Below are 17558 nucleotides of genomic sequence, written 5' to 3' on the forward strand. Positions count from 1 at the left end.
ATCACACCCACTCCATCTCAGGGAAAACAAAATGAAATCCGTCGCCCCCACCGTGCCAAGCCCATCGCGGCGCGAGCCTGTGGTTGCAACATCGACCGCAGCATCCACCCGATTGCTGGCCACGGTCCTGCTGGCCGCAGGCGTTTGCGCTGTGTGTGTCGTGACCGATAGCTTGATGCAAGGTTGGGCCGATGCCCATTTGCTGTCTGCCAACATGGTGTTGTGGGGGCTTGCGGTCTTGGCCATCGTGCTTTTGCGTGGCTTGACCCGCGCTTTGGCGCACAAGCTGATGGTTCGGCTGGATGCCTGGTCGGCGCAGTTGGCCCATCGTCGTGCCGAGCAGCGCCTGTGGGAGATGGTCCAAAACGACCCGCGAATGAGGCGCGATCTGGAAGTGGCCATGGGCCGAGCAGCCGCCAAGCACACGGTGGTGCGCCATCCGGAAAATCGCATCTTCCAGCGAGCAGCCCATTGGCTGCGCCATCGTCTTAGATGCATGGGAGGCGCTTGGAGGGGTGTCAGCCGCCGTGTTCAGCGCCGTGATGCCAAGTAAATGCCGGGCAAGATCAAGGCCGCGCCCATGGCATGGTGCCACCCCATCGTCTCGCCCAAGACCAGCCAGGCGGCCAACCCGCCATACAAAGGCCCCAGGTACAAACTGGCTGCGACCCGGCTGGCACCCAAGACCTTTTGGCAAAAGCCATAGGCCCAATACGCCCCAATCCCTGGCAACAAGCCTGCGGCCACCACCAAAAGGGTGGCCTGCGGGGTCCAAGCGGGTGTGTCGGCTTGAACGAACTCCCAAGCGGCCAAGGGCAGCAGCACCAGCATGCCCCCCATGCAAATGGCGGCCAAACGCGCGGTGGAGCCCAGCGGTGTGGGCCACTTTTTTTGCAGCAAGGCAAATGCCGCCCAGGCCACCATGGCCAACACGATCCAGCCGTCCCCTGCGACCCATTGCACTTGGCCCAAGGCCAGCCACTGGCCTTTGACCACCACATGGAACACGCCCGCCATGGCGATCACCACGCCCAGGCCTTGTCGCCACGAAAACCGTTCGCCCAACCAGACCACAGCGCCCAGCGCGATCAGCACGGGTGAAGCGGCGTAAATGAGAGCGATGTTCATGGCCGTGGTGGTTTGCGCGCCTTGGTAAACCCAAGCCCCGCAAATCAACATGCCCAAGGCCCCCAACACCAAGTAACGACCCGCATCGCGCAGCGTGCTGTGCCGTTCGCGCCACAGTTCGCTGCGCGCAAAAAACGCCAGAATCACCCCTGCCAAAGCCCAGCGGCCCAAGGCCAGCATGTGCGGCTCCACCACGCCGGGGGCGGAGCGCGCCACGATGTAATTGACCGACCACAAGGCGGGTGTGACCCACATCAGCCACAGAGCAATGCGGGTGCGGGATTCAGCGGTTTGAAACAAAGACATGGCCCCGATTGTGCAGGCCAAAAAAAAACCGCCCCGGTTTGTGGTGGCCGGTGCGGTTGGAGACTCGGACGCCGGAGGGGCGCAGATCCTGATTTTCAAGCCAGACGCGACTGCAGCGCCGCTTTGGTGTCCAACAAGGCCTGGGGCAGGTGGTAGCTCAGCTGCGCAAAGTGCTCGTCGTGCAGCTTGAATTCGGCTTGCCAGGCGGCACGGTCGATGTTGGTGACGGCCTTGAACTGCTCAGCGCTGAACGCGATGCCATTCCAGTTGATTTCGCTGTAAGTGGGCGCAATGCCGAACATGGTCTCTTCGCCCTGGGCCTTGCCCTCCAAGCGGTCGATCATCCACTTGAGCACGCGCATGTTGTCGCCGTAGCCGGGCCAGACGAACGAGCCGTCTTCGCCTTTGCGGAACCAGTTCACGCAGTACATCGCGGGCAGCTTGTGGCCAGCGGCTGTGGCCTTGGCACCGGTATCGAGCCAGTGCTGGAAGTAGTCGCTCATGTTGTAGCCGCAAAACGGCAGCATGGCGAACGGGTCGCGGCGCACCACGCCTTGTGCGCCAAAGGCGGCGGCAGTGGTCTCAGACCCCATGGTCGCGGCCATGTAGACGCCCTCGGTCCAGTTGCGCGCTTCGGTCACCAGCGGCACGGTGGTCGAGCGGCGGCCGCCGAACATGAAGGCGTCGATGGGCACGCCTGCAGCGTCGTCCCAAGCGGGGTCCAGAGCGGGGTTGTTGGTCGCAGCCACGGTGAAGCGGGCGTTGGGGTGAGCGGCTTTGGCACCGGTTTCTTTGGCGATCTGGGGGGTCCAGTCCTTGCCTTGCCAGTCGATCAAATGGTCGGGCAGCTTGCCGGTGTCTTTTTCCATGCCTTCCCACCACACGTCGCCGTCGTCGGTGAGGGCCACGTTGGTGAAGATCACGTCCTTGTGCAGGCTCAGCATGCAGTTGGGGTTGGTTTTCATGTTGGTGCCGGGGGCCACGCCAAAGTAACCGGCTTCGGGGTTGATGGCGACCATCTTGCCGTCGGTGTGCGGCTTGACCCAGGCGATGTCGTCGCCAATGGTGGTGACTTTCCAGCCTTCAAAGGCCGCAGGCGGCACCAGCATCGAGAAGTTGGTTTTGCCGCAGGCGCTGGGGAAAGCCGCAGCCACGTGGTATTTTTTGCCTTGCGGGTTGGTCACACCCAAAATCAGCATGTGCTCGGCCAACCATCCTTGGCGACCGGAGGGGCCCCCTGCGGCTTCCCGGCCCATGTTGGAGGCAATGCGCAGCGCAAAGCACTTCTTGCCCAAGAGCGCGTTGCCGCCGTAGCCTGAACCATAAGACCAGATTTCGCGGGTCTCTGGGAAGTGGACGATGTACTTGGTGCTGGGGTTGCAAGGCCAAGAGGTTTTGTCTTTCTCGCCAGCGGCCAAAGGCGCGCCCACGGTGTGCATGCAAGGCACAAACTCACCATCGGTGCCCAGCACGTCGTACACGGCTTTGCCCATGCGGGTCATGATTTTCTGGTTGACGACCACATAGGCGCTGTCGCTCAACTCGATGCCGATGTGGCTGATGTGCGAGCCCAAGGGGCCCATCGAGAACGGCACCACGTACATGGTGCGGCCCGCCATGCAGCCGTCAAACAGCGGGTTGAGGGTGGCGCGCATTTGCGCAGGTTCCATCCAGTTGTTGGTGGGGCCAGCGTCTTCTTTTTGGGCCGAGCAGATGTAGGTGCGGTCTTCCACGCGGGCCACGTCCGACGGGTCGGAGCAAGCCAGGTAAGAGTTGGCGCGTTTGGCGGGGTTGAGCTTTTTGAAGGTGCCCGCAGCGACCAGTTCAGCGCACAGGCGGTCGTATTCCTCTTGCGAGCCGTCGCACCAGTAAATGTTGGCGGGCTTGCACAGGGCGGCCATTTCGGCGACCCAGGCGATCAGTTTGGCGTTCTTGACGTAATGGGGCGTATTGAGGGCCAGGCCCTGCATCACGGGGGAGTTCATGGGAAGTGCTCCAAGTTTAAAATTCGTTTTTTCAAAACCTCTGCGCAGGGGCTTTGAAAAAACGGCTGTGGGGCTGAGATACTGGGCATTGGCCATCGGCAGGTCTCAGCAGGGTCTCGATTTTAGGGAGACTGCCCCTTTCTTGCTTGCCAGATCGGCTCAAAACCCCGTTAAATCTATGCAAAATAATCATCAAAGTATGCGAGGCGATGGATTGCCCTTGAGGCATCAGCGGCGGCGTTGTCTGGGCTTGATGGGGGCGCTGTCGGGGGCCTTGCTTGGCCCTTCTTGGGCTTTGGCGCAAACCCGGATCAAGGTGGCTGCGGCCAGCAACCTGAAGTTTGTACTTGCTGACTTGGTGGTTCTCTACAAGCAGCAAACAGGTGTTCAGGTGGACGTCAACTTGGGCGCATCCGGCAATTTGGCGCGTCAAATCTTGCAAGGCTTGCCGGTGGAGCAATTCATTTCAGCAGACGAGGCCTGGGTGGCTGAGCTGGTCAAAGCGGGCCGAACGGTGGATGCGGGACAACGCTATGCCACTGGCCAGTTGGCCTTGGTGGTGCCCAAAAATTCAGCATTGCCACTGAGCCAAGGCTTGGTCGCTGTGGTGCACGCCTTGAAGCCGAATGACAAATTCGCCATCGCCAACCCGGCGCTGGCGCCCTATGGGGTGGCGGCAGAGGAGGCTTTGCAAAGGGCGGGTGTGCGGCCTCTGGCGGCCTCGCAAAAGGTGTTGGGGGACAACATTGGCCAGGCCACACAGTTTGTGGCCACGGGTGCAGCGCAAGCTGGCATCACCGCGCTGGCATTGGCCAATGCCCCCGAAATCGCCAGCGCATTGCAGGTCTTGCCTTTGCCTGTGCATTTGCATTCACCCCTGCACCAGCGCATGGTGTTGTTGCAAGGCGCCAGTGCGGCGGCCGCGAATTGGCATCGGTTTTTGCTCAGCCCGGCAGCCCAAGCGGTGTTTGTGCGCCACGGATATGCCTTGCCGCAATAATCAAAACCCCGCACAAGCATTCTTCACCCCATGGATTGGTCTGCCCTTCACGTTTCGCTGACCCTGGCGGCTCTCACCACCTTGGCTTTGCTGCCAGTGGGCTTGGCCCTGGCCCGTTGGCTGGCCGTGACAGCCTGGGCGGGGCGGCCCGTGGTCGAGGCTTTGTTGCTGCTGCCCCTTTTGCTGCCCCCCACCGTGATCGGTTTTTATTTTTTGGTGGCTTTTGGACAAGGCAGCACCTTGGGCGCTTGGCTGGCAGCCTCGGGCATTACGGCTGGTGTTCACCCTCGAAGGCCTGTTGCTGGTGAGCGTGCTGGTCAATTTGCCGTTCATGGTGCAACCGATTCAACGCGCCTTTGCAGCGGTGCCGCACAGCCTGCGCGAGGCGGCCTGGGTCTCGGGCTTGTCCACTTGGCAGACTTTTTGGCGCATTGAGTTGCCCCTGGCTTGGCCCGGGTTGCTGGCCGGCATGGCGCTCACCGTGGCGCACACGCTGGGCGAATTTGGCGTGGTGCTCATGGTGGGCGGCAACATCGAAGGCGAGACACGCACCCTGTCGGTGTCGCTGTACGACAAGGTGCAGGGCATGGACTTGCAATCGGCCCATGTGATGGCGCTGGCGCTGGTGGGCGTGTCTTTGCTGGCGCTCACGCTGGTGCTGGCCTTTGACCGGGTGGGCCAGCGCGGTCGCGCCTTGCAGGAGCGCTGATGCAAGGCTTGCAAGTGCAACTGCGCTCGGCCAGCCCGATTCGGTTGGAGGCCGAATTTGACTGCGGCGCGGGCGAGTTGGTGGCCCTGGTCGGGCCGTCGGGCAGTGGCAAAACCAGCATGCTGCGCGCCATTGCCGGGCTGTGGACGCCCGCCGATGTGCAGGGCCACATTCGGGTGGCGGGCCAGGCCTGGCTGGACACGGCAGCGGGCGTGCAGCTCAGCCCGCAGCAGCGCCGGGCGGGGCTGGTGTTCCAGCATTACGCGCTGTTTCCGCACATGACGGCGCAGGCCAATGTGGCGCTGGCCGCTGGGCCGGGTTGGTCGAGCGCCGATGTGCAGACTTTGCTGGCCCGCTTGGGGCTGGCTTTGCTCAGCGAGCGCAGGCCCTCGCAACTGTCTGGCGGTCAGCAGCAGCGCGTGGCGTTGGCGCGGGCGCTGGTGCGTGTCATGCCCAGGCCCACAGCGGACGCCACCCCAACACCCCAAGCTTTGCCCGGTGTGTTGTTGTTGGACGAGCCGTTTTCTGCGGTGGATGCACCCACACGCCAGACGCTGTACCGCGAGCTGGCCGCATTGCGCCAAAAGGTATCGGTGCCCATGCTGCTGGTGACGCACGACCTGGCAGAAGCCCGCCGCCTGGCCGACCGGGTGGTGATCGTGGACGCGGGCCAGACCCTGCAAACGGGCGAACCCGCCCGCGTAGTTTGCCAGCCCGCGCAACGCCCGGGTGGCCGAACTGGTGGGCATTCAAAACCATTTTGAGGGGCGCTTTTACAAGGACCACGCCGACTGGGGGCGCTTGCGCTGGACCGATGCGGCAGTCATCAGGCACCGGTCTGGACTTGGCGGTGTTACGACAAAAACAAGATCGACGACGGCACCCCCTGTGACTTGGGTGCTGAACGGGGAACAGGTGGACGTGATGGCCGATGGCGAGGAGCCCAGCCTTGCGTCGCCTGGCCACACCCGCCTGCGCTGCCAGTTGCTGGAGGTCTTGTCGCTGGGAGAGATCAGTTTGTGCACGCTCAGGCCCGAAGCCTTGCCCAGCCAAACCATCACCCTGAACCTGACCAGCCGATTGCTGCGGCGTTTGCAGGTTGGCTCGGGAGCCTGGGTTCAGCTGCAGATCGCGCCAGAGGCCCTGCACATCATGCCGGTGCGGACAAAATAAAACCCGCAAAGCGGTTGCTGTTGACCAACGATGGACGTATATCTCTTGCCCAGCTGCATTGGGTTGATGAACAGGACGCCGGGCAACAGCCTGAAGGAGTGAAGCATGGATTTGAAATGGCTTGAAGACTTGGTGGCCATTGGCAAAACGGGCAACTTGGCTCGGGCCGCCGACCTGCGACACGTCACTCCCCCGGCGTTTGGTCGGCGTGTTCGCGCGCTGGAGGCCTGGGCAGGCATGCCGCTGGTGGATCGCGAACACAAACCCCTGCAATTGACCGAGGCCGGTCTGCAACTCATGAAGCGGGCCCAGGAAAGTCTGCAAGGCTTGCACGATGTTCGCGAAGAGCTCCAGCGCAACCGCCAAACCGACGAGGTTCTGAAACTGGCTACGGGCCGAACCTTGGCGCGCTCCTGGGTGGCCGACTGGCTGGTCCTTATCGGACAGACCGTCAATCCCAAGCGGCTTGAGGTCAGGACCGGCGGCTTGGCCGACACGCTGGTCTGGCTCGAAGAGGGGCGGGTCGATCTGCTGGTGGCCTATCACCATCCAGCCATTGCGCAACGCCCCCGAGGGCGCGGCTTCTTGCAAAAGGTGCTGGCCCAGGACAAGCTGGTGCCAGTTCGGCAGCGGCGCCTGCACCCAAGAAGCAAGGCAATCAACGCCCTGCCCTTGCTGGCGTATGCACCCAGCTTGGCCCTGGCGGGTCTGGTCGAAGACCATCTGGAGCGCTGCCCTTGCCCGGACAGCTTGCAAAGGGTGCTTGAATGTGATTCGGCAGATGCCTTGATGGAATACGCGATCAAGGGCATGGGTGTTTGCTGGTTGCCCTGGTCCTTGGTCGCCACGGCTTGTCAAGAAGGGCTGCTGGAGGTGTGTTGGGATCGCAGCATGGAAATTCCTTTCGAGGTGCGCTTGGTCCGTATGCGGCGAATGCTGGGCCCCATCGCGGAACAGGTCTGGCAGACCACCCCCGTTCTGTGATGCCAAAAAAGCAAGTCATATTGCTCAACTGGCCATGTAAGACGGCTTTGCTTGAACACAATGACTTTTTCTTCAATTCATGAAAGAGCCTGCAATGAACACCCAAGTCGTGCGACACATCCTCGGCCTTCTGGCCTGCACCCTGGCTGCCGTCAGCCCATTGGCCCATGCCCAGACCGGTAACTACCCCTCCAAGCCCATCACCATCGTGGTCGGTTATCCGCCGGGCGGCAGCACCGACCTGACCGGGCGCGTGGTGGCCGCCGCCCTGGCCAAGAGCCTGAACGCCACGGTTGTGGTCGAGAACATCGGTGGTGCCGGCGGCGCCATCGGCGCGCAAAAGGTGCTCAATGCCGCCCCCGACGGCTACACCTTGCTGGTGGGCGCTAACAACGAAGTGGCCATCAACCGCTTGGTGTCGCCCTCCATCAAATACAGCTGGCAGGATTTCAGCCCCATCGGCCTGATCGCCACGCAGCCCCTGGTGCTGGTCACATCACCCAAGATGGGCGTGAAAAACACCGATGAGTTCATCAAACTGGCCAAATCCAACCCGGGCCGCTTCAGCTATGGCAGCTCGGGCGTGGGCACTTCACTGCACCTGGCCGGTGAAATGGTCAAGGAACAGGCGGGCATCTTCATGACGCACATTCCTTACCGCGGTGTGGCCCCGCTGGCCATTGACCTGATCGGCAACAACCTGGAGTTCGGCGTGTTCGTGCTCTCCAGTGGTCTGCCCCACATCCGCAGCGGCAAGGTGGTGGCCCTGGGCACCACCGAAAAGAACCGATCGAAGGTCACGCCCGAGATTCCCGCATTGGCCGAGCATCCGCTCCTTAAGAACACCGACATCAGCACCTGGTTTGTGTTGATGGGCCCTGGCAAGCTGCCAGAACCGGTTGCCGCCAAACTGAAAAAAGGTCTGGCCGATGCCCTGCAAAACCCCGAGGTGCGCAGCAAGCTTGAAGCCTCCGGCTCGGCCGTGGCCCAAGGCGTGGTGGACATGAACAAGTTCCTGCGCGAAGAGACGGCCAAGTACCAGCGCATCGTTGACTTTGCCAAGATCCGCGAATGACACCGCTTCAATTCGATCTGCCCTGTCCCGACATCTCGATGTGGCGCCAGGGCAATACCGGCACCGAAGGCGTTTGGCATTTCGATTCGGGACAACCCGGTCGGCACGTCCTGATCAGCGCCCTCATCCACGGCAACGAACTGTGTGGCGCTTGGGCGCTCAAGGGCCTGCTGGAGGCGGGTGTTCGCCCTGCGGTGGGTCAGCTGACCCTGGTGTTTGCCAACCTGCGTGCATTCGAGCGCTTTGACGAGGCGAACCATGATGCATCGCGTTTTGTCGACGAAGACATGAACCGCCAATGGATGGACGAGCGCATCGCCGAACCTCGCACGCTCGAGCGCCAGCGCGTGGCCGAGCTCGCCCCTTGGGTGCAAAAAGCCGACTGGGTGCTGGACCTGCATTCCATGCACGAACCTGGCGCGCCGCTGCTGCTGACCGGTATGCATCCACGCAACCTGCAACTGGCACGCGAGCTGGCCAATCCGGTCCACATCGTGGTCGATGCCGGTCACAAGGACGGTGTGCGCATGCGCGATTACGGTCGCCTTGGCCTGTCCGATGACCAGGCACCCGAGACGCGCTCATTGCTGATCGAATGCGGTTTTCATGGCGACTTGGCCAGCCGCGATGTGGCGCGCGACCTGTGTATCCGCTTCCTGGACGTGTCGGGTGTGCTTTCGGCTTCTGCCTTGCAGGCTGCATTGCCCGGCTGGAGACAGGCCGACGCCCCGCAACAGTGGGCCCTCGAAGTCACCGGACCGGTGGTGGCGCGCAGCGAAAAGTTCCGTTTCACCGAGCCGTTCAAGGGACTGGAATGCATCCCCAAGGCGGGCACGGTGATTGGCGACAACGATGGCGAGCCCGTCACCACGCCTTATGACGACTGCGTGCTGGTCATGCCCTCTGTGCGACAGGCCCGGGCTGGCGTGACCGTGGTGCGTTTCGCAAGGCGGCGGCCGTTGTAGCCAAGCCAACTCCCCAGGCCAGCCGCTGGCTGTGCTGGGGCGCTGCACATCATGCCAGTGCGGACAAAATAAAACCCGCAAAGCGCGCGCTGTTGCGGGTGGGTGGGGTGCTGCCTGAGCGGCGCACCGGGGAGCGGCAAAGCCTCAGGCCATGGCCACGGCAATGAAGGCCAACAAGAAAATCAGCAAGGCACCCGCGGCCGGAATGACCACGGGAATGTGTTTGACTACGTTCTCAACGGGGTCGTCAGAAGTGTGTGCGTCGTTGTGATTGGACATGGAGGGCCTCAGTACAGGAATGGCGGTATTGTAGCCAAGCCAGGCTGGCGGGGCGCTGACAACCGGGGTCACATCAGTGCAGCCTGTAAAGGGCTTGCGGAACAGATAGGGGATCCAACCGCATGAGGGCGATTATGGTCCAGGTTTTGGGCATCACAGGCCTTCAGGCTGGGTCTGCCTGAAGGCCTGTTCAGGGCCAGTTGTTCCCGCCGACTACGGTTTGACCAGTTTGACGACTTGGTTGCGACGTTCTTTGAGCGGCATGTTCATTTGGCACTCACTGGTCAAATTCAAATCGGCACCCCTGATCAAATGGACATCGGCGCCAACAGCCATGACTTTGCCTGCGCGCAGCACCTGCGTTTTGACCAGCGCGTCCTGGCCACCCTTCAGGGCGCAGGCGGATTTTTGGGGGTGCCCATCCACGCCGTCAAGGACGAGCGCATGGCTTCTTCCACCGACATGTCCAGCACCTGCACCCAATCGCGGGGCACAAACACGGTGTAGCCACCAATCATGTAGCCCATGGGCAGGTACACCGCCACGTGTTGCTGGGTGGTCGCATCCAGGGGTAAATCGGTCAGGCTTTGGCGCGTGACCAAGCCGATGATGGACAAGTCGCTGTCTGGTTTTTTCAGCAACACGACTTGTTGCGCGTCGCGCTCATTGGGCGAGAAGTAATCAGCAAAGCTTTTCAGCGACGAGTAGATGCTTTTGACCAGGGGCAAGTTGGTAAAGGGCAACTCCACCCACCCCAGCATCCCGCTTCATGAAGGGCTGCGACACCAAGAAGCCCAGCACCAGAATCAAGGCGGTCCCCAGCACAATGCCCAGACCCGGCAGGTAAAAATCCCCCGTAAACGGGCTCAGCACGCGCATCGCCAAGCCTTCGACCCAGGTGACGAACAGGTACAGCGCATAGACCGTCAGACCGACGGGCAAAAAGGTGATCAGACCCCGGAAAAAATAGGCATAGAGGCGGTTCATGCCTGACATTGTGACCGGGTGACCAAAAACCGACATCGCAGGGGATAGACGAGTCTCCGGGAACTGCTGCATGATGCGCAGCTTATGACCACATCGATACTTGTTTTGGGTGGGGGCATGGTGGGCACCTGCACCGCCTTGCATTTGCAGCAGCGCGGCTATGACGTGACGCTGTTGGACCGGCGTACACCAGGCCAGGAAACGTCCATGGGCAATGCGGGCCTGATCCAGCGCGAGGCGGTCGAGCCTTATGCCTTTCCGCGTGAGCCGGGCTTTTTGCTGGACGCGGCCCTGGGTCGCGGTGCCCAAGTGCATTGGCACGCCCAAGGGCTGTGGCAAATGGGCAGAGCATTGCTGCGCTACTTGCACCACTCGCATCCCCAGCGACACGCCCACGCCACCCAAGCCTACAGCCGCCTGATCGCCCATGCGACCGATGAGCACGGTGTGTTGGTCAAGGCTGCGGGTGCGCAGGATTTGGTGACGCGTGAAGGATTTCGCTTCGTGTTCCGCACGGCCGAGGCCTTCGACGCGGCGGCGCAGCGGGCCGAAGATTTGGTTTTGCGTTTTGGTGTGCGCTCCCAAGCCGAAAACACCGCCCAGTTGGCGCTGGCCGAGCCGGCCTTGCAAAAACCCTTGGCCGGCGCGGTGCACTGGCTGGACCCGTGGGCAGTGAACGACCCGGGGGCTTTGGTGCAACGCTATGCCGACCTGTTTGTGGCGCGTGGCGGTCGTTTGCTGGTGGGCGACGCGGCCAGTTTGCAGGCGCAAGGCGCGGCCTGGTCGGTGCGCACGACCGAAGGCACGGTGCACGCCCAGCAATCGGTGCTGGCCCTGGGGCCGTGGTCTGACGGCTTGATCCGCACGCTGGGTTACCGCTTTCCACTGTTCATCAAGCGCGGTTACCACCAGCACTACACATCATCCGCACAACTGCGTCGGCCCATTCTGGACGTCGAGCGCGGCTATGTGCTGGCCCCCATGCAGCGTGGCTTGCGCCTGACCACAGGTGCTGAATTTGCGCCCATCGATGCCCCGCCCACGCCGGTGCAACTGGCCAAGGCCGAGATCTTGGCGCGTGAGTTGATCGACCTGGGCCAGCCTCTGCCCGAGCCGCCCTGGCTGGGCGCTCGCCCATGCGTTGCCGACATGCTGCCCGTGATGGGCCCCGCGCCGCGTCACCCGGGGCTGTGGTTCAACTTTGGCCATGCGCACCAGGGCTTCACCATGGGCCCGGTGGCAGGTCGCTTGCTGGCCGAAATGGTGAGCGGTGAGCCGCCTTGTGTGGACCCAACGCCCTATTCGCCACGGCGGTTTGGGTGAAGGTGCTGGCGTGCCGCCAGTCAAGATCAGTTGAAAGTCGGCGCCACCGGCCAACACTTTGCCACTCATGCAGGCGCAGTTCACAGTGCCGCCGGTGATGGCAATCATGCGGCGCAAACCGGCGGGCGTATGGCCCACCTCCACAGGCGCCGCTATGGCCACAGCCAGGTCGCACGGGTGTCCGAGTCTTGGTGTGGCCAGGGTTTTGACCATGGGCTGCCTTTACACTTTGCGCTCATTATCAGGTCACCCTCATGCTCTCCACCCAAGACAAAACCCGCATCGACGACACCCGCATTGCTTCGGTGCGCCCGCTCATGACCCCGGCATTGCTTGAAGAGCGCCTGCCCGCATCGCCCGCCCACCTGGCGCTGGTCGAGCGTTCGCGGCAAGACATCTCGAACGTGTTGCAAGGCCAGGACGACCGTGTGGTGATCGTGGTCGGGCCGTGCTCCATCCACGACCACGACCAGGCCATCGCGTACGCCAAGCTGCTCAAGGCCGAGGCCGACAAACACGCCCAGGATTTGCAAATCGTGATGCGCGTTTATTTTGAGAAGCCCCGCACCACCGTGGGCTGGAAGGGCTACATCAACGACCCGCACCTGGATGGCAGCTTCGCCATGAACCAGGGCCTGGAGATGGCGCGCAAGCTGCTGCTGGGCATACTCGATGTCGGCCTGCCCGTGGCCACCGAGTTTTTGGACTTGCTCAGCCCGCAGTACATCAGCGATCTGGTCACTTGGGGCGCGATCGGTGCGCGCACCACAGAGAGTCAGAGCCACCGGCAACTGGCCAGTGGTTTGTCGTGCCCGGTGGGCTTCAAGAACGGCACCGACGGTGGCGTCAAAGTGGCCGCAGACGCAGTGGTGGCAGCCAAAGCCCCACATGCTTTCATGGGCATGACCAAGATGGGGCAGGCGGCGATTTTCGAAACCCGTGGCAACCAGGACGTGCACATCATCTTGCGCGGCGGCAAAGCGCCCAACTATTCGGCTGCCGACGTGGATGCCGCCTGCAAAGCCTTGCAGGCATCGGGCATTGCGCCGCAAGTCATGGTGGACGTGTCGCACGCCAACAGCAGCAAACAGCACGCCAAGCAGATCGAGGTGGCGCGCGACGTGGCCGCGCAAGTGGCGGGCGGGGACCGCCGCATCATGGGCTTGATGATCGAGAGCCACCTGAACGAAGGCCGGCAAGACCTGAAAGAAGGCCAGCCATTGGCACACGGCGTGTCCATCACCGACGCCTGCATCAGCTTTGCGCAAACCGTGCCGGTGCTGGGTGCGCTGGCGCAGGCGGTGCAAAAACGGCGGATTGTTCAGTCGTAAATGCAGTCACAATATTTCTTTTGTACTCATTTCATCCGCCTCCAAGGTTATTTGCTCCAATATGTCACCCTCAAAAATCACCTATGACTCGTCCCCTGTCACAACGGGGCACGGCGTCAAAGAGGAGCAGATTGAAGAAAGAGCTGACGCCACTGCTGACCAAACGCGCCCAAGGGCGCGAGATTTCTGGACTCAGCGCGTATGAGCAGTAAGAAAGCCCCCATGGCATCCCAGCGCGCCCCTGTATCCGCCGCGGGCGGTGACTTTGAGGCGCTGGTGTCCGCCATCGTCCACATCCATGAACAAACCCAGGCGTTTTCCACCAAAGCGGTCAACGTCGCGCTGACCTTGCGCAATTGGCTCATTGGCTACCGGATTGAGGTGTATGAGCGCCAGGGCTTAGACCGTGCGACCTATGGCGACAAGTTGATGGACACCCTGGCCAAGCGGCTGGTCAAACAGGGCTGGGCCCGTTGCGACCGCCGCGAGCTCTATCGGTTTCGTCAGCTCTACCTCACGTATCCGCAGATTGTGGAGTCGCTGACTCCACAATCCTTGTTGCTGCCCGAACTGGGGCAGCTCCTGGCGCTGGCGTCGCCCCCGACTGCCCAGATTCGGGAGTCAGTGACTCCACAATTGCCACCGGCCCACCCTGAACTGATTTTTCGGCTCTCTTTCACCCATCTCGCCGAACTGATCCAACTCGCAGACGACACCCAGCGCCGCTTCTACGAAGTCGAATGCATGCGCGGCAACTGGTCGGTGCGGGAACTGCGCCGCCAGATCGACAGCCTGTATTACGAGCGCAGCGGCCTCTCCAAAGACAAAGCCCAGCTCTCGGCCCTGGCCCATGCCACGGCGGACACGCTGCAACCCGCCCATGTCATCCGCGACCCCTACGTCTTTGAGTTCCTGGGCCTGCGCTCGCGCGATGTCATGGCCGAATCCGATCTGGAAGACCTGAACAACCAGGTTTTCGTCTCTCGCTACGCTGTGGAGTTGCCCCGTAAGGAAGAAATGGAGCACTTCATCACGCAAATCAACCGGGAGGTCGGCCCGTGAAAATCGCCGCCCATGCCCACGAAAACCACCGGGTCGAGTTCAAGCGCGAACTCACGCCCGAGCTGGACCTGGAAAAAGAAGTGGTCGCCTTCCTCAACAGCCACGAGGGCGGGTTTATCTACATCGGTATCGACAAAAACGGACAGCGCGTGGGCGTGGTCGATGTGGACGGCGACATGCTCAAGGTCAAAGACCGCATCAAAAACAACATCAACCCATCGGCCATGGGATTGTTTGACGTGCTGGACGAGACTGGCCCCACAGGCGTGCACTGCATCAAAATCATCGTGGCCAGCGGCAGCGAAAAGCCCTATGCCAAAAAGAAATACGGGCTGAGCGAAAAAGGCTGCTTCATGCGCGTGGGCAGCGCCACCGAACCCATGCCCACCGCCATGATTGAGCGGCTCTTTGCCAACCGCACCCGCAACTCGATTGGCAAAATCAAAGCCCACCGCCAAGCCCTGAGCTTTGAGCAACTGCGCATTTACTACGAAGAAAAGCGCAAGCCCCTTGGGCGGCAATTCAAAGCCAATCTGGAGCTGACCACCGACGACGGCGCGCTCAACTACGCCGCCTATCTGCTGGCCGACGAAAACAACACCTCCATCAAAGTGGCCAAATACCGTGGCCTTAATCGTGTGCACCTGATCGAGAACAACGAATACGGCCACTGCTCGCTCATCAAAGCCACCAAGGCCGTGCTCGACAAGCTGGAGATAGAAAACAAAACCGCCAGCACCATCACCGCCAAAGAACGCATTGACCGCCGCCTGTGGAACGCCGTGGCCCTGCGCGAAGCCGTGATCAACGCCATCGTGCACAACGACTACAGCCGCGAAGCGCCGCCCAAGTTTGAAATCTTTGCCGACCGCATCGAAATCACCTCTGCCTGCGCCTTGCCCGAGGGCTTGACCCCGGCTGAGTTTTTTGAGGGCTACTCCATCCCCCGCAACAAAGAACTGATGCGCGTCTTTCGCGACTTGGAACTGGTGGAACACCTCGGCTCGGGCCTGCCCCGCATCACCGAGTTTTATGGCCCCGAGTGCTTTCGCTTCACCGAGAACTTCTTGCGCATCACCTTTGCGGCCAGTGGGCCGGTGTATGAGGAAGAAGTGACCGAACAAGTCGAGGCCCCAGTCACCCAAGAGCCAGAGTCACGGCTAGAGTCACGGCTAGAGTCACGGCTAGAGTCACGGCTAGAGTTAAAGTTGGCGGCCAAAGTCATATTGCTGCTCAATGACTCAGCGCTGGGCAAGCTGGCACTGGCGCAAGGGCTGGGGCACCAAGTCGTGTCTGGCGAACTGAACAAGCAAATTCGCCGCTTGCTCGGCAGCGGCCTGATTGAATACACCCTGCCCGACAAACCCAACAGCCGCTTGCAGCAATACTGCCTGACCGCACAAGGAAAGGCCTTGTTGAAATGAACTTATCTTTCCCTCTCTTGCGTAACAATTCGAACGCTATTTACGGCGAATTCGCCACAATTAAAAAACCAAGCTGCGAGCTTTTCGGTTTGAGTTCGCTTGAGCGGTGAACCAAAGACGAAACCACAAAAGGTCAACCATGGACGCCTCCCAAATACAGGCTGAGTACTTTGACAAAGGCAAGCGCCAGAACCAGCTGAGCGAAGCGCACATTGCCAAGATCATCGACACCTACAAGAACCGCACTGAAGAGGCGAGGTATTCACGCCGGGTGGAGATGAGCGAGATCGAGAGGAACGATTTCAACCTCAATATCTCGCGCTACATCAGCACGGCGGTGGCAGACGCGGAGATCGACTTATCGGCCACGCACGCCGAATTGGTGAAGATTGAAAACGATATTGTCGAAGCTAAAGCCAAGCACAACGCGTTTTTGAAAGAGCTGGGCTTGAACCCGCTGCCTTGAGAGGCCGACCCTCAAGGCTCGTGTTGCGCCAGGTACAGCTGCGTAGGCAGCTCGTCGGGCCGAAAAATCGGCGAGGTGCGCACGCTCTCCATGTCAATGCCAAAGCGCAAAGCCTCGGACAGGCCGCTCAGGTCATCGGCCAGGGCGGTCAGCAAATCATCCAGAGACAGTAAGCCCATCAAGCGGCCGTCGGGCGCTGTGACGAACACCCGCCGCACACCGTGGTGGTGCATGGCCTGGATGGCTTCATGCACCGTGGCCTATGCCTGGCACCCGCACCAGGTGCACGCTGCTGTAGGCTCCCACAGTCTGCTCGTTCGCAGTGCGGCCTTGCGCCAACAGATTCACCACCAGATCGCGGTCGGTCACCACGCCGACCACGCGTGTGGGGTCTTCGGGATCGGTCAGAGCCAGTGCGCCCACATGGTGGGTGCGCATCATCTCGGCAGCTTTGTGCACCGATGCCTCGGCGCTCAGGGTGAGGATGTCGCGTTGGCAAAGCTCGGACAGGGTCATGAAAAACGCTCCTGAAAATGACAGCAGCCCACCTTAGTTGGTCGGGCGGTGTTTTTCAGTGCGTTGCAGCACCGGTCAGCAGGCTCAGCTTGCCAGACCCACAAACACGTTTTGTACGTCGTCGTTGTTGTCGATCGCACCCAAAAAGGCTTCGACTTCTTCGAGTTGCTCGGCGCTCAGGTTGGCCGGGTCCACCGGGTTTTTGGGTTTGTAGCCCAGTTTGGCCGACACCACGCTGAAGCCGTGTCCGGGCAGGGCGCGGCTGACCAGGTCCAGGTCGACGGCTTCGGTGATGAACAGCGTCATGCCGTCTTCGTCGGCGGGCTCAAAGTCTTGTGCGCCGGCCTCGATGGCGGCCAGCTCGGGGTCGGCACCGGCCTGGGTGGGTTCGGCCTCGATCATGCCCACATGTTCAAAGTCCCAAGAGACCGAGCCCGATGTGCCTTGTTGGCCTTTGCGAAACAGCACGCGCATGTCGGACGCTGTGCGGTTGACGTTGTCGGTCAACACCTCGATCATTACCGGCACCTGATGGGGGGCAAAGCCTTCGTAAATCACGCGGTCAAAGCTGACCGCATCGCCCAGCAGGCCTGCGCCCTTTTTGATGGCGCGCTCCAGCGTTTCCTTGGGCATGGACACCTTGCGGGCCTGCTCGACCACCAAACGCAGGCGCGAGTTGGCGGCTGGGTCGGCGCCGTTGCGCGCCGCGATCATGATGTCCTTGGCCAAGCGGCCAAACAATTTGCCTCTGGCGTCAGCGGCTTGTGCTTTGCCTTTGGCTTTCCATTGCGCGCCCATGGGGTTTTCCTTGTGTGGGGGTCAGAGCGCGAAGTTTAAGCGCATGA

At 61.5% G+C, this 17558-nt stretch carries 19 protein-coding genes and 3 pseudogenes; 13 read left to right on the forward strand and 9 right to left on the reverse strand.

The genetic code is table 11. The annotated features are described in order from the left end of the window. The first annotated feature begins 31 nt into the window (after positions 1–31). A complete protein-coding gene (locus HEQ17_RS13775) occupies positions 32–553 on the forward strand; it encodes a hypothetical protein (protein WP_296293263.1) in 522 nt (173 codons plus the stop codon). Here the strand turns inward: HEQ17_RS13775 and HEQ17_RS13780 are convergent. Further along, a complete protein-coding gene (locus HEQ17_RS13780) occupies positions 532–1434 on the reverse strand; it encodes a DMT family transporter (RefSeq protein WP_296293264.1) in 903 nt (300 codons plus the stop codon). The two genes, HEQ17_RS13775 and HEQ17_RS13780, sit on opposite strands and share 22 nt — an antisense overlap. A 95-nt stretch (positions 1435–1529) precedes the next feature. Beyond that, a complete protein-coding gene (locus HEQ17_RS13785; RefSeq protein ID WP_296293265.1) occupies positions 1530–3419 on the reverse strand; it encodes a phosphoenolpyruvate carboxykinase (GTP) in 1890 nt (629 codons plus the stop codon). Between the two features lie 178 nt (positions 3420–3597). On the opposite strand from HEQ17_RS13785, the gene modA reads away from it, so the two are divergent. From modA to HEQ17_RS13820, 7 genes are all read left to right on the forward strand, one after another. Beyond that, the gene (gene modA, locus HEQ17_RS13790) at positions 3598–4419 is read left to right on the forward strand and encodes a molybdate ABC transporter substrate-binding protein (RefSeq protein ID WP_296293266.1); all 822 of its coding nucleotides are present in this window, start codon (positions 3598–3600) and stop codon (positions 4417–4419) included. 277 nt (positions 4420–4696) lie between these two features. After that, positions 4697–5128 carry a molybdenum ABC transporter permease gene (locus HEQ17_RS13795; protein ID WP_296293267.1) on the forward strand — a complete coding sequence of 144 codons (432 nt, stop codon included), beginning with the start codon at positions 4697–4699 and terminating at the stop codon, positions 5126–5128. After that, on the forward strand, positions 5128–5892 hold the full coding sequence (locus HEQ17_RS13800) for an ATP-binding cassette domain-containing protein (RefSeq protein ID WP_296293268.1): 765 nt from the start codon (positions 5128–5130) through the stop codon (positions 5890–5892). The genes HEQ17_RS13795 and HEQ17_RS13800 overlap by 1 nt, the downstream gene beginning before the upstream one ends. A 124-nt stretch (positions 5893–6016) precedes the next feature. Beyond that, complete coding sequence (locus tag HEQ17_RS13805) at positions 6017–6301, forward strand: hypothetical protein (RefSeq protein ID WP_296293269.1); 285 nt, start codon at positions 6017–6019, stop codon at positions 6299–6301. Positions 6302–6406: 105 nt separating this feature from the next. Then, the gene (locus HEQ17_RS13810; RefSeq protein WP_296293270.1) at positions 6407–7285 is read left to right on the forward strand and encodes a LysR family transcriptional regulator; all 879 of its coding nucleotides are present in this window, start codon (positions 6407–6409) and stop codon (positions 7283–7285) included. A gap of 94 nt (positions 7286–7379) precedes the next feature. Next, positions 7380–8360, forward strand: coding sequence for a tripartite tricarboxylate transporter substrate binding protein (locus HEQ17_RS13815; RefSeq protein WP_296293271.1), 981 nt, complete (start codon positions 7380–7382; stop codon positions 8358–8360). Continuing rightward, positions 8357–9325: a succinylglutamate desuccinylase/aspartoacylase family protein gene (locus tag HEQ17_RS13820; protein ID WP_296293272.1), complete on the forward strand. Its 969-nt coding sequence runs from the start codon at positions 8357–8359 to the stop codon at positions 9323–9325. The genes HEQ17_RS13815 and HEQ17_RS13820 overlap by 4 nt, the downstream gene beginning before the upstream one ends. 144 nt (positions 9326–9469) lie before the next feature. Here HEQ17_RS13820 and HEQ17_RS13825 read toward each other — a convergent pair whose 3' ends face one another. The 3 genes and pseudogenes from HEQ17_RS13825 to HEQ17_RS13835 form a co-directional block, all read right to left on the reverse strand. After that, positions 9470–9604, reverse strand: coding sequence for a hypothetical protein (locus HEQ17_RS13825; RefSeq protein WP_296293273.1), 135 nt, complete (start codon positions 9602–9604; stop codon positions 9470–9472). 213 nt (positions 9605–9817) lie between these two features. Further along, positions 9818–10030: a hypothetical protein gene (locus HEQ17_RS13830; RefSeq protein ID WP_296293784.1), complete on the reverse strand. Its 213-nt coding sequence runs from the start codon at positions 10028–10030 to the stop codon at positions 9818–9820. Then, positions 9994–10591, reverse strand: a pseudogene (locus tag HEQ17_RS13835) (DUF502 domain-containing protein). The gene HEQ17_RS13830 and the pseudogene HEQ17_RS13835 overlap by 37 nt, the downstream one beginning before the upstream one ends. Before the next feature lie 84 nt (positions 10592–10675). Between HEQ17_RS13835 and HEQ17_RS13840 the strand changes: the two are divergent. Next, positions 10676–11914: an FAD-binding oxidoreductase gene (locus HEQ17_RS13840; protein ID WP_296293274.1), complete on the forward strand. Its 1239-nt coding sequence runs from the start codon at positions 10676–10678 to the stop codon at positions 11912–11914. Between the two features lie 24 nt (positions 11915–11938). Here HEQ17_RS13840 and HEQ17_RS13845 read toward each other — a convergent pair. After that, positions 11939–12127, reverse strand: a pseudogene (locus HEQ17_RS13845) (DUF3237 family protein); the annotation flags it as partial. A 41-nt stretch (positions 12128–12168) separates the two neighbouring features. Here HEQ17_RS13845 and HEQ17_RS13850 point away from each other — a divergent pair. The 4 genes and pseudogenes from HEQ17_RS13850 to HEQ17_RS13865 form a co-directional block, all read left to right on the forward strand. After that, positions 12169–13245, forward strand: coding sequence for a 3-deoxy-7-phosphoheptulonate synthase (locus tag HEQ17_RS13850; RefSeq protein ID WP_296293275.1), 1077 nt, complete (start codon positions 12169–12171; stop codon positions 13243–13245). 222 nt (positions 13246–13467) lie between these two features. Further along, on the forward strand, positions 13468–14307 hold the full coding sequence (locus HEQ17_RS13855; RefSeq protein WP_296293276.1) for a DUF1016 N-terminal domain-containing protein: 840 nt from the start codon (positions 13468–13470) through the stop codon (positions 14305–14307). Then, a complete protein-coding gene (locus HEQ17_RS13860) occupies positions 14304–15731 on the forward strand; it encodes an RNA-binding domain-containing protein (RefSeq protein ID WP_296293277.1) in 1428 nt (475 codons plus the stop codon). Before HEQ17_RS13855 ends, HEQ17_RS13860 begins: the two co-directional genes overlap by 4 nt. A 160-nt stretch (positions 15732–15891) precedes the next feature. Further along, a pseudogene (locus HEQ17_RS13865) lies at positions 15892–16197 on the forward strand (N-6 DNA methylase); the annotation flags it as partial. A gap of 11 nt (positions 16198–16208) precedes the next feature. On the opposite strand, the gene HEQ17_RS13870 reads toward HEQ17_RS13865, so the two are convergent. The 3 genes from HEQ17_RS13870 to HEQ17_RS13880 form a co-directional block, all read right to left on the reverse strand. Then, complete coding sequence (locus tag HEQ17_RS13870) at positions 16209–16451, reverse strand: CBS domain-containing protein (protein WP_296293278.1); 243 nt, start codon at positions 16449–16451, stop codon at positions 16209–16211. Continuing rightward, a complete protein-coding gene (locus HEQ17_RS13875; RefSeq protein WP_296293279.1) occupies positions 16444–16713 on the reverse strand; it encodes a CBS domain-containing protein in 270 nt (89 codons plus the stop codon). The genes HEQ17_RS13870 and HEQ17_RS13875 overlap by 8 nt, the downstream gene beginning before the upstream one ends. Positions 16714–16797: 84 nt before the next feature. Next, positions 16798–17511 (reverse strand): YebC/PmpR family DNA-binding transcriptional regulator, encoded by a 714-nt coding sequence (locus HEQ17_RS13880; protein WP_296293280.1) that lies wholly within the window; start codon positions 17509–17511, stop codon positions 16798–16800. Positions 17512–17558: the final 47 nt, after the last annotated feature.

Source organism: Limnohabitans sp. (assembly GCF_023910625.1).
Classification (GTDB): domain Bacteria; phylum Pseudomonadota; class Gammaproteobacteria; order Burkholderiales; family Burkholderiaceae_C; genus Limnohabitans_A.

Excerpts from the sequence above, each read along its gene's own strand:
- HEQ17_RS13775 (WP_296293263.1), top strand. The coding sequence starts at position 32 with ATGAAATCCGTCGCCCCCACCGTGCCAAGCCCATCGCGGCGCGAGCCT.
- HEQ17_RS13825 (WP_296293273.1), bottom strand. The coding sequence starts at position 9,604 with ATGTCCAATCACAACGACGCACACACTTCTGACGACCCCGTTGAGAAC.
- HEQ17_RS13875 (WP_296293279.1), bottom strand. The coding sequence starts at position 16,713 with ATGACCCTGTCCGAGCTTTGCCAACGCGACATCCTCACCCTGAGCGCC.
- HEQ17_RS13800 (WP_296293268.1), top strand. The coding sequence starts at position 5,128 with ATGCAAGGCTTGCAAGTGCAACTGCGCTCGGCCAGCCCGATTCGGTTG.
- modA (WP_296293266.1), top strand. The coding sequence starts at position 3,598 with ATGCAAAATAATCATCAAAGTATGCGAGGCGATGGATTGCCCTTGAGG.
- HEQ17_RS13780 (WP_296293264.1), bottom strand. The coding sequence starts at position 1,434 with ATGTCTTTGTTTCAAACCGCTGAATCCCGCACCCGCATTGCTCTGTGG.
- HEQ17_RS13880 (WP_296293280.1), bottom strand. The coding sequence starts at position 17,511 with ATGGGCGCGCAATGGAAAGCCAAAGGCAAAGCACAAGCCGCTGACGCC.
- HEQ17_RS13785 (WP_296293265.1), bottom strand. The coding sequence starts at position 3,419 with ATGAACTCCCCCGTGATGCAGGGCCTGGCCCTCAATACGCCCCATTAC.
- HEQ17_RS13850 (WP_296293275.1), top strand. The coding sequence starts at position 12,169 with ATGCTCTCCACCCAAGACAAAACCCGCATCGACGACACCCGCATTGCT.
- HEQ17_RS13810 (WP_296293270.1), top strand. The coding sequence starts at position 6,407 with ATGGATTTGAAATGGCTTGAAGACTTGGTGGCCATTGGCAAAACGGGC.
- HEQ17_RS13820 (WP_296293272.1), top strand. The coding sequence starts at position 8,357 with ATGACACCGCTTCAATTCGATCTGCCCTGTCCCGACATCTCGATGTGG.
- HEQ17_RS13840 (WP_296293274.1), top strand. The coding sequence starts at position 10,676 with ATGACCACATCGATACTTGTTTTGGGTGGGGGCATGGTGGGCACCTGC.
- HEQ17_RS13815 (WP_296293271.1), top strand. The coding sequence starts at position 7,380 with ATGAACACCCAAGTCGTGCGACACATCCTCGGCCTTCTGGCCTGCACC.
- HEQ17_RS13855 (WP_296293276.1), top strand. The coding sequence starts at position 13,468 with ATGGCATCCCAGCGCGCCCCTGTATCCGCCGCGGGCGGTGACTTTGAG.